Source organism: Yoonia sp. (assembly GCF_042093035.1).
Taxonomy (GTDB): Bacteria; Pseudomonadota; Alphaproteobacteria; order Rhodobacterales; family Rhodobacteraceae; genus Yoonia.
Window position 1 is genome coordinate 1 of sequence record NZ_JBELFI010000071.1, and the last position, 13,558, is coordinate 13,558.

The 13,558-nt window shown below is 56.6% G+C and carries 13 protein-coding genes; 9 read left to right on the top strand and 4 right to left on the bottom strand.

The window, feature by feature from the left end; genetic code table 11:
- The coding region (locus ACFDSS_RS09820) for a YifB family Mg chelatase-like AAA ATPase (RefSeq protein ID WP_375255568.1) at window positions 1-1,202 on the top strand (1,202 nt) is incomplete at its 5' end.
- Here the strand turns inward: ACFDSS_RS09820 and gshB are convergent.
- The 3 genes from gshB to rsmI all read right to left on the bottom strand — a co-directional run bounded on the left by gshB (window position 1,199) and on the right by rsmI (window position 3,417).
- Complete coding sequence (gene gshB / locus ACFDSS_RS09825) at window positions 1,199-2,137, bottom strand: glutathione synthase (RefSeq protein ID WP_375255569.1); 939 nt, start codon at window positions 2,135-2,137, stop codon at window positions 1,199-1,201. The two genes, ACFDSS_RS09820 and gshB, sit on opposite strands and share 4 nt — an antisense overlap.
- 66 nt (window positions 2,138-2,203) lie before the next feature.
- Window positions 2,204-2,560: a YraN family protein gene (locus ACFDSS_RS09830; protein ID WP_375255570.1), complete on the bottom strand. Its 357-nt coding sequence runs from the start codon at window positions 2,558-2,560 to the stop codon at window positions 2,204-2,206.
- Window positions 2,557-3,417 carry a 16S rRNA (cytidine(1402)-2'-O)-methyltransferase gene (rsmI, locus tag ACFDSS_RS09835; RefSeq protein ID WP_375255571.1) on the bottom strand — a complete coding sequence of 287 codons (861 nt, stop codon included), beginning with the start codon at window positions 3,415-3,417 and terminating at the stop codon, window positions 2,557-2,559. The genes ACFDSS_RS09830 and rsmI overlap by 4 nt, the downstream gene beginning before the upstream one ends.
- 104 nt (window positions 3,418-3,521) lie before the next feature.
- Between rsmI and ACFDSS_RS09840 the strand changes: the two genes are divergently transcribed.
- From ACFDSS_RS09840 to murJ, 3 genes are read left to right on the top strand one after another with little or no spacing between them, the layout of a single operon-like run.
- The gene (locus tag ACFDSS_RS09840) at window positions 3,522-4,706 is read left to right on the top strand and encodes a penicillin-binding protein activator (RefSeq protein ID WP_375255572.1); all 1,185 of its coding nucleotides are present in this window, start codon (window positions 3,522-3,524) and stop codon (window positions 4,704-4,706) included.
- A complete protein-coding gene (locus ACFDSS_RS09845; RefSeq protein WP_375255580.1) occupies window positions 4,696-7,482 on the top strand; it encodes a [protein-PII] uridylyltransferase in 2,787 nt (928 codons plus the stop codon). The genes ACFDSS_RS09840 and ACFDSS_RS09845 overlap by 11 nt, the downstream gene beginning before the upstream one ends.
- Window positions 7,479-9,041 carry a murein biosynthesis integral membrane protein MurJ gene (gene murJ, locus ACFDSS_RS09850; RefSeq protein WP_375255573.1) on the top strand — a complete coding sequence of 521 codons (1,563 nt, stop codon included), beginning with the start codon at window positions 7,479-7,481 and terminating at the stop codon, window positions 9,039-9,041. Before ACFDSS_RS09845 ends, murJ begins: the two co-directional genes overlap by 4 nt.
- Here murJ and ACFDSS_RS09855 read toward each other — a convergent pair.
- A complete protein-coding gene (locus ACFDSS_RS09855; RefSeq protein ID WP_375255574.1) occupies window positions 9,038-9,736 on the bottom strand; it encodes a rhomboid family intramembrane serine protease in 699 nt (232 codons plus the stop codon). The two genes, murJ and ACFDSS_RS09855, sit on opposite strands and share 4 nt — an antisense overlap.
- A gap of 93 nt (window positions 9,737-9,829) precedes the next feature.
- Between ACFDSS_RS09855 and trpS the strand changes: the two genes are divergently transcribed.
- The 5 genes from trpS to tsaB form a co-directional block, all read left to right on the top strand.
- Window positions 9,830-10,846, top strand: a complete 1,017-nt coding sequence (gene trpS / locus ACFDSS_RS09860; protein WP_375255575.1) for a tryptophan--tRNA ligase — start codon at window positions 9,830-9,832, stop codon at window positions 10,844-10,846.
- Window positions 10,847-10,981: 135 nt separating this feature from the next.
- On the top strand, window positions 10,982-11,851 hold the full coding sequence (locus tag ACFDSS_RS09865) for a branched-chain amino acid aminotransferase (RefSeq protein ID WP_375255576.1): 870 nt from the start codon (window positions 10,982-10,984) through the stop codon (window positions 11,849-11,851).
- Between the two features lie 53 nt (window positions 11,852-11,904).
- Complete coding sequence (locus ACFDSS_RS09870; protein WP_375255577.1) at window positions 11,905-12,360, top strand: universal stress protein; 456 nt, start codon at window positions 11,905-11,907, stop codon at window positions 12,358-12,360.
- 71 nt (window positions 12,361-12,431) lie between these two features.
- Window positions 12,432-12,995: a NifU family protein gene (locus ACFDSS_RS09875; protein WP_375255578.1), complete on the top strand. Its 564-nt coding sequence runs from the start codon at window positions 12,432-12,434 to the stop codon at window positions 12,993-12,995.
- Between the two features lie 13 nt (window positions 12,996-13,008).
- Window positions 13,009-13,558 (top strand): tRNA (adenosine(37)-N6)-threonylcarbamoyltransferase complex dimerization subunit type 1 TsaB (tsaB, locus tag ACFDSS_RS09880; RefSeq protein ID WP_375255579.1); only part of this gene is annotated, 550 nt, incomplete at its 3' end.

A 13,558-nucleotide genomic window follows, 5' to 3' on the forward strand; every position in this document is an offset into this window, starting at 1 on the left:
CAGTGGGTGAACTCTCCTTGGATGGCAGTCTCGGTCCGGTGATCGGCGCACTACCTGCGGCAATGACGGCGGCAGGAGATGACAGGGTCTTGCTCTGTCCGCACGGATGCGGAGCTGAGGCGGCGTGGGTCGGCGCGGCAACTGTCATCGCACCGCGGACTTTGACTGATGTCATCCGGCACTACACCGGACAGTCCGTGATGACGCCTGCAAAGCCGGGAGAGGCGACAGCAAGCACGTCCACCCGCGATATGTCAGAAGTCAAAGGCCAAGAGCGCGCAAAACGGGCCTTGGAAATTGCGGCAGCAGGCCGCCACCACCTACTTCTCGTCGGCTCACCGGGTTCGGGAAAATCCATGCTTGCAGCCCGCATTCCAGGTATATTGCCGCCGCTGACCCCGGCAGAAGCGCTTGAGACATCGATGATTCACTCGCTTTCGGGCCTTCTTGATGAAGGCGGGATCAACCGCGCGCGCCCGTTTCGCGAACCGCACCATACCGCGTCAATGGCAGCAATCGTGGGCGGCGGCCGAAACGCAAAACCGGGAGAGATCAGTCTGGCACACAACGGCGTGCTTTTTATGGATGAATTTCCGGAATTCCCGCGTGCCGTTTTGGAAACACTAAGGCAGCCGATCGAAACGGGTCAGGTTGTTGTCGCGCGGGCCAACGCCCATGTCCGCTACCCTTGCCGCTTTATGCTTGTGGCGGCGGCAAACCCTTGCAGATGCGGATACATGACAGACCCGTCACGCGCCTGCGCACGCGTTCCTCTTTGTGGCGAAGACTATTTGGGGCGGATTTCGGGGCCTCTCATGGACAGGTTTGATTTGCGCGTAGACGTGCCGCCTGTCGCGTTCACTGATCTCGATCTTCCCCAAGACGGCGACACATCCCAGGTCGTCGCTCAACGCGTCGCCACGGCGCGTAATATCCAATCTGCCCGAACCCGCGACCACCCGGAGATACGTGTCAACGCCGATTTGGAGGGCGCGGCGCTGGAAGAAGTCGCCACACCTGATGCGGAGGGACGCGCATTACTTGCGCGTGTCGCCGAACGCTTTGGGCTGTCGGCACGCGGCTATCACCGCGTTTTGCGGGTCGCCCGAACAATAGCGGATTTGCAAGGCAGCAAAGACCTGCGAAAGCCGCACGTTGCAGAGGCCGTCAGCTTTCGGCTACCCATGAAAAGTGAAAACTAGCGGCGCGCCTCGATCGCTTCCCAAATCTTTTCGGCGATATTAATGCCGTCAAACCGCTCAAGCTCTTGAATGCCAGTGGGCGAGGTCACGTTAATCTCTGTCAACCAATCGCCGATCACGTCGATGCCCACAAATATCTGCCCCTTTTCGCGCAAAAGTGGTCCAATCCGCGCGCAAATCTCCAGATCACGCGGGGTCATGTCAACTTTCTCGGGACGACCACCAACATGCATGTTTGAACGGGTCTCGCCGGCGGCAGGTACACGGTTGATTGCGCCGACCGGCTCACCATCCACAAGAATGACGCGCTTGTCACCCTTTGATACAGCGGGCAGAAATTGTTGCATAATCAATGGCTCACGATTGATGCCGGTGAAAAGCTCATGCAGCGATGCAAGGTTGCTATCATCCGCCCTTAGCTTGAACACACCAGCGCCACCATTGCCATAAAGCGGCTTCAAGATCACATCACCATGACGGCCGCGAAACGCCTTGAGCGTTTCCAAATCGCGGGCGATCATAGTCGGTGGGGTGAGGTCCGGAAAATTCAAAACCAAGAGCTTTTCGGGATAATTCCGCACCCAAAACGGATCATTCACCACCATCGTTTTGGGATGAACCATGTCCAGAATATGCGTCGTTGTGATGTAACCCATGTCAAAGGGCGGATCCTGACGCAGCCATACAACGTCGAAATCAGCAAGATCGACTGTTTGCGCCTCGCCAAGCACAAAATGGTCGCCCTTCACCCTTTTTACCGAAAGCGGCCATCCCGTGGCCACAACCCGACCCTGATCGTAAGCGAGCTTGTCAGGCGTATAGTAGAACAATTCATGCCCGCGGGCTTGTGCTTCTTCAGCGATACGGAAGGTGCTGTCCGCGTCGATATCAATCGGCCCAATCGGGTCCATCTGGAATGCAATTTTGAGCGACATGGGCGCGCCTCACTAACTTTTGTTCAGCGAATACATGGCGCAGCAGGGCCACCTGTGCAATGGCTGTCAGGCTTCCATGAAGGCGTTTTCGATCACTTCCAACGCACCGACACTGTTGACCACTGCCAGATCAAACCGCACCTGCGTCATCTGCCCAAGTGGCTCGCCAGACAGAAATTCACTTGCGCTTGCGCAAATTCTATCCATCTGACGTTGCCCCAATCTTGCTGCGGCGGCAGCAAAGCTTCGGCTTTTTTTAACTTCGACAAAAACCACTGTGTCACCTTTTCGGGCAATCAGATCAATTTCACCAGACTTCCCACGCCATCTGCGGGCAGCAATTGCATGGTTTCTGCGTGTATAATCCTGCGCCACGAGATCTTCGGCCACACGTCCGGAATGATAGCTTGTCAGTCCACTCAATCCTCATCTCCCAAGCCCAAGGCGATCTGATAGACCTGCCTGCGGGGCAAACCCAGAGCACCAGAAACAACAGTCGCAGCATCTTTGACACGCATCGTCTGCATGGCGTCCTTGAGTGCCGCGATCACGTCATCATCAGACACGGCCTTTGCACCAGAACGCCCAACCAGAACGACAATTTCGCCCTTTACCTGACGTCCTGCGAAGTCATCGGCCAACTTATCAAGATCTCCGCGCGTCACCTCTTCAAACTTCTTCGTCAACTCCCGACACACAACAGCCCGTCGTTCGCCCCCCAACACATCGCGCAAATTACTTAACATTTCCCCAACACGCTTCGGACTTTCATAAAATACTAGCGTAAAAGGCACATCGCGCAGAACCGCGATCTCCGATTTCCGCTGCTCCGCGCTATTGGGCAAAAAACCTACAAAGGCAAACCGGTCCGTCGGCAATCCCGAAACCGTCAAGGCGGCCAACACAGCCGACGCACCGGGGGCAGAAACCACATGCAACCCTTCCGCAATCGCGCCAACACCCAGCTCATAACCGGGATCGGCCACCAACGGCGTCCCGGCTTCTGATACGTAAGCCACTGATTTACCGCCCTTTATATCGGCCAGCAAGCGCCTAACAGCAGTTTCCCCACTATGATCGTGGAACGCTACAACCTTACGTCCATTCAATGGCACGCCGTGAATCTCCATCAGTTTGCGTGCCGTGCGCGTATCTTCTGCTGCGATCAGATCAGCGGAGGCCAGAATATCGAGCCCACGCAGAGTAACGTCGCGCGCAGCGCCAATTGGTGTTGCAACAAAGTACAGCCCGGCGGAGAGTGGCTTGATGTTGAAATTCATATCTGGACCCGCGCCCCCCCTGCTTTATGATACCCTTAAATTTGCGAAATCCTGCGCGTGAAATATTGCAGGCAAATCGCTTGGTCCAAAAAGGGATACCGCTCATGTTTGCCCGTTTCACGAATGCCCGCAAGTCGCTGATCCGCTTTTTCGCGGTCTTCTCCTTGTTCTGGCTTGCTGCGTGTGAAACCAGTCTTGCGCCGAATGCCAATGTTGGGCAGCGGATTGACCTCACAAAACCTATTCAAGTGGCGCTTTTGGTGCCGGGCGCTTCCTCGCGGGAAAGCGATAATCAACTGGCGCAAAACTTTGAGAACGCAGCACGGCTAGCGATCGCGGATCTGCAAGGCGCGCGCATTGATCTACGCGTTTACAATACCGTAGGTGGCGACCCGCAACAGGCTGCTTTCGCAGCGAATGCAGCCGTCGATGATGGTGCAAAAATCATCATTGGCCCACTTTTCGGTGAAGCCGCCAACGCCGCCGGGGTTGCGATCGCGGGGCGCAATGTAAACGTCCTTGCGTTCTCGAATAACCCTGCATTTGCGGGCGGCAACGTCTTTATCCTCGGTGCCACCTTCAGCAATACAGCCAACCGCCTCGTCCAGTACGCGAGCCGCCAAGGTATCAGCCGCTACATGGTGCTACATGGTCAGGATCTGTCGGGCAATGTTGGCCGTGATGCCATCAGCGCGGCAATCCGCCAGAATGGCGCAGAGGTCGTCGGCATCGAAAGCTATCCGCTCTCTCAACAGGGTATCTTTGCATCAACGCAGCGTATTCAGCAAAATGTCAGCGCCTCGGGCGCCCAAGCGGTCTTTACCACCGCGAGCGCCAATGCAGATTTACCAATTGTTGCGACCGCAATGCCAGATGCCGGGATGGACACCACCCAATCACGCTTCATTGGCCTGACACGGTGGGACACGCTGCCACAACTACTGTCATTGCCCGGATTGGAGGGCGGCCTGTTTGCGTTGCCTGACCAAGGGACGGCAACTCTCTTCTCCGACCGCTATGAAACAGCCTTTGGCGCGCCACCTCACCCGCTTGCCGGATTGGCCTATGATGGCATCGCAGCCATCGGCGCGTTGGCCGCAGCGGGCAACTCAGGCGCGCTGACCAAAGAGGCCCTCACCCAACCACAAGGTTTTCGGGGTACGGCAGGCGTCTTTCGTCTCTTGCCAAACGGCCTGAACGAAAGGGCTCTCGCAGTGGCCACCATCCAAAACAATCAGGTCGTGATCCTTGAACAAGCCCCAAGAAGCTTCGGCGCTCCTGGCCTCTGAGCAGCCAAACACAGTGGTCGCAGATTTGCCTGACGGGCTGATTTGTCCGGCTGCGGATATCTTTGATAGCGCGGCAGTTTGGAAGCAAATTACCGCCAGAGCGAGTGATGCGGTGTCAGAAAAGGCGGTACGCCAGGCGACTGTCAGCGTGCTGACGGAGGCGCGCATGGCAGGCATGGCGGCCATCGCTGCGGCGTTTCGTGCGCACCCTTTTGATGCGAGGCCGACGACACGGGCCTATTGCTGGCTGACGGATCAGATCGTCCGAACCGTCTTAAAGATCACGCGCCAATACCTGCATCCCCTTCCCACCCCCACCGACGGCGAGCGGCTCTCGCTCATTGCAGTGGGCGGATATGGACGCGGGGAAATGGCCCCGCAATCGGATGTCGATTTGCTCTTCCTGACACCCTACAAGATCACCCCTTGGGCGGAGAGCGTCATCGAATCCATGCTCTATATGCTGTGGGATCTCAAACTGAAGGTGGGCCATGCCAGCCGAACCATCAAAGACTGCGTCCGACTGGCCCGCGAGGATTACACCATTCGCACGTCTCTGGTTGAGTACCGGCATCTCGACGGTGATCCGGGACTGGCGCAAGAACTGGGCAAGCGGCTCTGGGAGGATCTCTTCAAATCCACAGCCCGCAACTTCATCGAAGCAAAACTCTCCGAACGGGCTGAACGGCACCGCAAACAAGGTGGCCAGCGCTATGTGGTGGAGCCAAACGTCAAGGAGGGCAAAGGCGGGTTGCGTGATCTGCAATCACTGTTCTGGATCAGCAAATACGTAAACGGCGTAAAAGACGCAGCCGAACTGGTCAACCTGAAGGTCTTTTCGGCCGATGAATTCAAGACCTTCGTTATCGCTGAAGATTTCTTATGGGCTGTGCGTTGCCATCTGCATTTGATCTCAGGACGCGCGATGGATCAGCTCACTTTTGACCTGCAAGTCGATGTGGCGGCGGCGATGGGTTACACCGACCACGGCGGGCGGCGCGGGGTCGAGCATTTCATGCAAGACTACTTTCGTCATGCGACCCGCGTGGGCGAGCTTACCCGGATCTTTCTGACAGCGCTGGAAGCCAACCACACGAAACCAGAACCGATGCTGCATCGGCTGTTGACCCGCAAGAAACGGGCAAAGCCCCCCTATGCGATCAAGCAAAACCGGATCACAGTTGCGGATGAAAAGGCCTTCTTCAATGACAAGCTGAACTTGCTGCGAATCTTCGAAGAGGCCCTGCGGACAGGCACGCTGTTGCACCCTGATGCGATGCGGCTTGTCGCGGCAAATCTTGACTTCATCGACGAGGACATGCGCAACGACCGCGAGGCGCGGCGGATTTTCATCGATCTGATGTTGAAACACGGCAACCCTGAGCGGGGTTTGCGGCGCATGAACGAATTGGGCGTACTTGCGGCCTTCATTCCCGAATTTGCGCCCATCGTCGCGATGATGCAATTCAATATGTACCACCACTTCACGGTGGACGAACACACAATTCAGGTCATCAGCAACCTCGCCCAGATCGAACGTAAGGAGCTGATCGAAGAGCTTCCGGTCGCCTCGGGCATTCTTGAACGTGGTGTGAACCGCAAGGTTCTCTACATCGCATTGCTGCTCCACGATATCGGCAAGGGGCGGGACGAAGACCATTCAATCTTGGGTGCGCAAATCGCACGCAAAGTCGCGCCGCGTCTGGGGTTGAGCAAGAAGGACTGCGAAACTGTTGAATGGCTGATCCGTTATCATCTGTTGATGTCAGATGTGGCGCAAAAGCGGGATATCTCAGAGCCGCGCACCGTGCGCGGGTTTGCGAACGCCGTCAAATCGGTTGAGCGGCTGGACCTTCTGACGGTGCTGACGGTTTGCGATATTCGCGGCGTCGGGCCTGGTACATGGAACAACTGGAAAGCGGTTCTGATCCGCAACCTATACAAAGCGACCAAGGCGGCATTGCAAACTGGTCTTGAGGACCTCAACCGCGGGCATCAAGAAGCCGAAGCGAAACGTGAATTGCGTGCGCGGCTGGAAGACTGGCCAGCCAAAGCGCTCAAAGCTGAGATCAGTCGGCATTACGGTCCCTACTGGCAAGGTCTGCCATTGTCCGCCCAAGTTATTTTTGCAGACCTCCTGCGCGACATTTCCGATGATGAGATCAAGATCGACCTGATGCTGGATGCCGACCGCGACGCCACCCGCGCCTGCTTTGCCATGGTCGATCATCCCGGTTTGTTCAGCCGCATGACGGGTGCCTTGGCGCTTGTGGGCGCAAACGTCGTCGATGCGCGCACCTATACCTCAAAGGACGGCTACGCGACGGCCGTCTTCTGGGTGCAAGACAATGACGGCAACCCTTATGAGGCATCGCGCCTGCCGCGTCTGCGCAAAATGATCGAGCGTACATTGAAAGGTGAGGTACTCGCCAGAGAGGCGCTGAAAGACAAGGACAAGATCAAGAAGCGCGAGCGCGCATTTCGCGTCCCCACCAGTATCAGCTTCGACAACGACGGGTCAGAAATTTACACAATTATCGAAGTCGATACACGCGACCGCCCGGGCCTGCTCTATGACTTGACGCGGACGCTGGCCGAAAGCCACGTCTACATCGCGTCAGCCGTGATTGCGACCTACGGCGAACAGGTGGTCGATACCTTCTATGTCAAGGATACGTTCGGGCTGAAGTACCATGCAGGATCAAAACGCGCAGCCCTCGAAAACAAGCTGCGCGAGGCCATTGCGAGGGGCGCTGATCGGGCGGGCAAAGCGTGAAGCCCATCCGCCTCATGGCAGGCTTCTTCACTGTCGGGATATGGACGTTGCTGAGCCGCGTCATGGGGTTTGTGCGCGACATTATGATCGCAGCCTACCTCGGTACTGGACCCGTCGCAGAGGCTTTTCTGGTCGCCTTCTCACTGCCGAACCTGTTCCGCCGTTTCTTCGCAGAGGGCGCGTTCAACATGGCCTTTGTGCCGATGTTCTCAAAGAAACTTGAAGGCGACGAAGACGCGCATCGGTTTGCCCAAGACGCATTTGTTGGACTGGCGGGGGTGCTTACGGTTTTTACCGTCATCGGTGTCATATTCATGCCAGCCTTGGTGACGTTGATGGCCAGCGGATTTCTGGGATCTGAGCGGTTTGACCTTGCCGTCTACTATGGCCGGATCGCGTTTCCCTACATCCTGTTTATTTCCTTATCCGCACTCCTCTCCGGCGTTTTGAACGCAACAGGGCGCTTCACGGCGGCGGCAGCAGCACCTGTTCTTCTCAATATCATCTTTGTCGCAGCCCTGCTCATTGCTGGCTTCGGGTGTGATTGCGCCGATTTCGCAGGGCAATCCTACCTCGGTCAGGCGCTGGCTTATGCCGTGCCTGTGGCAGGTATTGCACAACTCGCCGTCGTTTGGTTTGCGGCAAAGCGCGCCGGCTATGCGCTCAAGCTCGGGATGCCGAAGATGACGCCCGAACTGAAGCGTCTGGCGATTATCGCAGCCCCTGCCGCGCTCGCTGGTGGCGTGGTGCAAATCAACTTGCTCGTTGGCCGTCAGGTCGCCAGTTTCTTTGATGGCGCGGTTGCTTGGCTCAACTATGCCGACCGGCTCTACCAACTGCCCCTGGGCGTTGTCGGTATCGCAATTGGTGTTGTGCTGTTGCCAGATTTATCGCGGCGCTTACGGGCGGGCGATGAAGTCGGCGGACGTGACGCCTTTAATCGGGCCTCTGAGATCAGTCTGGCGCTGACAATTCCGGCGGCCGTCGCGCTGATCGTCGTGCCGCTTCCCTTGGTGAGTGTCCTGTTCGAGAGAGGCGCATTCACAAGCGAAGATACAGCCGCGACAGCTCTGGCCGTTGCCATTTACGGCATGGGCCTTCCGGCTTTCGTTCTGCAAAAGACGCTTCATCCGCTGTTCTTCGCACGCGAGGACACAAAACGTCCCTTCTATTATGCGCTCGTCGCAATGGTTCTCAATGCAGCGTTGGCAATCGGACTGTCGCCGCTCATCGGATTTGCAGCCGCCGCAATTGGCACGTCTTTGACAAGTTGGGCGATGGTTGTCCTTCTGCTACGCGGAGCAAGATCAATGGGTGATGCTGCGAAGTTCGACGCCCGCTTCAAGACACGCGTGTTGCGTATCGTCCTGGCATCCGCCTTGATGGGCGGCATCCTTGTGATCGCGGCCATGGTCATGCAGCCGCTCTTCGGGATAGCAACGGTACGTTATCTTGCATTGCTCATCCTGGTCTTGACCGGAATAATGGGCTACTTCGGGCTTGGTCACCTGCTTGGCGCGTTCCGCCTGTCAGAGCTGAAGCGAAACCTGCGCCGCTAGGATCGCTGTCTTAGCCGTTGAAGCATGCCCTCCCAACCGCCCGGCGCTAAAATCACCGAAATACAAAACCCGGCGGCGAACCCCGAAAGCTCTGCGATCCATTGCTGGCCACTGCCAAAAAGCAAACCAAACAGCAACTGCAAACCCAATAGAAACCCGATCAAGCGAAACGCGTAGATTTGCTTTTCACCGGCTTCACCCAATCGCAGCCAGAGCGCGTAGGTATAAGCCCCGATCAACCCATAGACAGGCGTAAAACTTCCAAGCAACGGCACGCGACCCTCAACGGCAAGACCATAAATCACAGCGCCAAAGACGGCGGTAAGAAGATAGATCAACAGCACTTTTGTGCCGCCATAATATTCACCCGCGAATTTGCCCAGCGCGAGCGTCAGGCCAGCCGCAAAGGCAACCTGCGTCAATTGAACATTGATGAAAGCGTAAGTTACAAAACGCTTGAGCAGATCAAACGAATAATCTCCGCGTTCCAACACACGGTCCATCACCGCACCGGAAAAGCCAAACTCTTCGACTGCTGCAAGGCGCCATCCCACGCCACGCGGACCGCCGATCAATCCGGCATTGGCCATCTGAAAAACGGCCTCAATCCCCAAGATAAGTAAGGTCAATGCGATCACGACAAGCGGGATCGCATTGAACGGGCTTTGCGGCGGCTGATGATCGTCAGGTTCCATGTGGCAACTGCCTTTGGCTTGTTGAAGTTGACGGGTCTGTCTGGCATGGGTAAACGCGCCTAGCCCTGAAATCCAGCCCCGGACTTTTGCACCATGCCCAAGACGACATTCACACCCCGCGTATTCTCCGGAATCAAGCCCTCTGGCGGATTGACCTTGGGCAACTACCTTGGCGCGATCAAACGCTTTGTGGGGATGCAGGGGCAGATGGAAACGATCTATTGTGTGGTCGACATGCACGCGATAACCGTGTGGCAAGACCCAAAAGAGCTGGCCAATATGACCCGCGAAGTGGCCGCAGGGTATCTGGCCGCTGGTCTCGACCCAAGCCTATCCATCCTTTTTAACCAAAGTCAGGTTGCGGCCCATGCTGAATTGGGCTGGATCTTCAACTGCGTCGCGCGTGTTGGCTGGATGAACCGCATGACCCAGTTCAAAGACAAGGCGGGCAGCAATGCGGAGAAAGTCTCGCTCGGGCTCTATGCATATCCAGCGCTGATGGCCGCTGATATTCTCCTTTATCACGCGACCCATGTGCCGGTCGGCGAAGACCAGAAACAGCATGTTGAGCTTACGCGCGACATTGCCAATAAATTCAACCATGACTTCAAGGTCGAATTCTTCCCGCAAACCGAACCCGTTATTGACGGCCCGGCGACGCGGATCATGAACTTGCGCGACGGCACCAGGAAGATGTCCAAGTCCGGCGAAAGCGACATGGAACGCATAAACATGACAGATGACGCGGACAAGATCGCCAAGAAGTTCAAGAAAGCGAAAACCGATCCAGAGCCGCTGCCAGAAAACTTCAAAGATCTGGCAGGCCGCCCAGAGGCGCGCAATCTGGTGGAGATTTACGCGGCTTTGAATGACACCACTCCCGAAGCGGTCATTGCGGAATATGCAGGGGCGCAATGGGGTAGATTCAAGCCAGCTCTGGCTGATCTCGCAGTTGCACAACTGGCCCCGATCTCGCAGGAGATGGCGCGCTTCATGGCAGACCCCGCTGAGATTGATCGCATTTTGGGCAAAGGTGCCGCCAAAGCACGGGCAATCGCAGAGCCGATCTTGCGCGACACCTATGAAATCGTGGGGCTACTCCGGAGCTAAATAGCATCGGGAACAGGTCATACGTCTTTCAACTGCAACGTATTTCAAAAGACGCGTGGCCCAAAAGCCCTTAAATCGTGCCCTTTACGTAAATTTGTGCAGCACCTAGTGTTTCGTGCAAACGGGAGATTCAAGATGGCGCTGAGCAAGACGATATGGACCTATTTCAAAGGCGCTTGGCACGCAGGCGATGTGCCAATCATGCGCGCTGCCGATCATGGCTCCTGGCTGGGAACAACAGTCTTTGACGGGGCGAGATGCATCAACGGGCTAACACCTGATCTGGATTTGCACTGCGCGCGTGTGAATGCGTCAGCCGAGGCTCTCATGATTGCTCCGACGGTCAGCACAAGGGATTTGATCGCGATCACGCTGGAAGGCTTGGCCAATTTTCCCAAGGATGCCGCAGTTTATATTCGGCCAATGTATTGGGCGATCCACGGAGATCATACCGCAATTGTGCCAACCCCGGATGAGACAGGTTTCGCAATCTGTCTGGAAGAAATCCCGCTCGCACCCCAGACCGCCACAACAACTCTCGGCCTGACCCGGTTTCGCAGACCCGTAATGGAAGACGCGGTTGTGAACGCCAAGGCAGGCTGCCTTTATCCCAATAACGCAAGGATGCTGACCGAGGTGCGCGCCCGCGGCTTTGGCAATGCGCTTGTGGCCGATGCCATGGGAAATGTTGCGGAAACTGCGACGGCCAATGTCTTTATGGTCAAGGATGGAGACGTCTTCACACCCATCGCAAACGGTACGTTTCTGGCAGGCATTACCCGCGCGAGGCACATTGCGAACCTGCGCGCAAATGGCACGACAGTGCATGAAAGCGTGCTGACATTTGACGATTTCAGAAGCGCTGATGAGGTGTTCATGTCCGGCAATATGTCCAAGGTCACGCCGGTCTCCGCATTTGAAGACCGCCAGTATCAGGTCGGCCCTATCACGCGGCAAGTCCGCGAGATGTATTGGGATTGGGCGGCCAGCGCACACACATTCTGAGATTGCCAGTCACGCGATCATAGGTCACAGTCAACCACAAGAGGGAGACAGCCATGCGTAAATTCCTGGTCGTTTTGGACGATAGCCGCGAGTGTTTGAATGCGATGCGTTTCGCAGCAATGCGTGCTTCTCATACCGGTGGCGGTGTCGCGGTACTGGCCATTATTCCACCTGATGAGTTCAATCACTGGATTGGCGTCGGTGAAATCATGCGCGCGGAGGCCCGCGAACGCATCGAAGTTCATTTCGAAGTCTTTGCCAAATGGATGCGCGACAAACAAAACGTCGACCCCCAACTCATCATCCGCGAAGGCGAACCCGTCCACGAGATTATCGCCCAGATCGACGAAGACCCTGAAATCGGTGTACTCGTCCTTGGCGCAGGTGACGATAACAAGGGCCCCGGCCCCTTGGTGACGCATATGACCCGCCATGCTGGTAGTCTTCCGATCCCCTTTACGATCGTGCCGGGCGATATCTCAAAAGAACGACTCGAGGCGATTACTTAGAATCATTCCAAACCTTGACAGGCGGGCCGAAGATGCACATATCTAAAGCCTGACAAAAAAGGTTGGCCTCCATGTTCATTCAAACAGAATCAACACCAAATCCCGCAACGCTGAAGTTTCTGCCCGGCCAGAACGTACTTGAAGTCGGCACCGCGGATTTTCCCAGTGCGGAAGCTGGCGAAGGATCCCCTTTGGCCAAGCGCATTTTTGCGACAGGTGGCGTCACGGGCGTCTTTTTCGGGATCGATTTTGTGACCGTCACAAAAGCTGACAATGTAGAATGGGATCATATCAAGCCCGGCATCCTTGGCGCGATCATGGAGCATTACCAATCCGGCCAATCAGTCATGGCTGACGACCATAAGCCTGCCAGCGGTCATGCCGAACACACCGGCGAGGATGGCGAGATCGTGGGCCAAATCAAAGAGCTTCTGGATACACGCGTCCGTCCCGCCGTCGCGCAGGATGGTGGTGATATCACGTTTCACGGATTTGAGCGCGGGATCGTCTACTTGCATATGCAAGGGGCCTGCGCTGGTTGCCCTTCATCCACTTTGACTTTGAAAATGGGGATCGAAAATCTGCTGCGCCATTATATCCCCGAAGTGGTCGAAGTGCGCCCCGTCGCGGCCTGAACGGAGGTTCGTCGTGGCCATCCGAAAGCCTGTTATCCTGGCATTTGATACATCGGCGGCGCATTGCGCCGCCGCTTTGCTCTTGGGCGACGAAATAATGTCTCGCGTGGATGACATGGCAAAGGGGCAGGCCGAACATCTCATGCCGATGCTGGAGGAAATGCTGTCGCAGGCTGACCTAACCTGGGCCGATCTCGACGGTATCGGCATTGGCGTCGGACCGGGGAACTTTACGGGTATACGGATTGCGCTCAGTGCCGCGCGCGGTCTCGCGTTGGGGTTGGGCAAACCAGCTATTGGCGTGAATGGGTTCGATGCGCGCGCATTTCAGGAACCTCTCCCTTATACCGCCTCAATTCCTGCGCCGCGCCAACAAAGCTATGTCCAGACTTTCACCGCAGAGGGGATTACGCAACCTGTACAGGTCGACGCGCCAGCAGGCACGCAGAAAACAGCATCCCAACTGACTGAGGCAGTCGCCCAGATTGCGGCCACGCGATTGAGCGACGAAACCTTGCGTCCCGCGCCGCTCTATATTCGCAGTGCAGACGCTGCGCCTCCCC

Coding starts and splice junctions, on each gene's coding strand:
- gshB (WP_375255569.1), bottom strand. CDS start 2,137: ATGTCGCTCAAAATTGCATTCCAGATGGACCCGATTGGGCCGATTGAT.
- rsmI (WP_375255571.1), bottom strand. CDS start 3,417: ATGAATTTCAACATCAAGCCACTCTCCGCCGGGCTGTACTTTGTTGCA.
- ACFDSS_RS09840 (WP_375255572.1), top strand. CDS start 3,522: ATGTTTGCCCGTTTCACGAATGCCCGCAAGTCGCTGATCCGCTTTTTC.
- ACFDSS_RS09855 (WP_375255574.1), bottom strand. CDS start 9,736: ATGGAACCTGACGATCATCAGCCGCCGCAAAGCCCGTTCAATGCGATC.
- trpS (WP_375255575.1), top strand. CDS start 9,830: ATGCCCAAGACGACATTCACACCCCGCGTATTCTCCGGAATCAAGCCC.
- ACFDSS_RS09865 (WP_375255576.1), top strand. CDS start 10,982: ATGGCGCTGAGCAAGACGATATGGACCTATTTCAAAGGCGCTTGGCAC.
- ACFDSS_RS09870 (WP_375255577.1), top strand. CDS start 11,905: ATGCGTAAATTCCTGGTCGTTTTGGACGATAGCCGCGAGTGTTTGAAT.
- ACFDSS_RS09875 (WP_375255578.1), top strand. CDS start 12,432: ATGTTCATTCAAACAGAATCAACACCAAATCCCGCAACGCTGAAGTTT.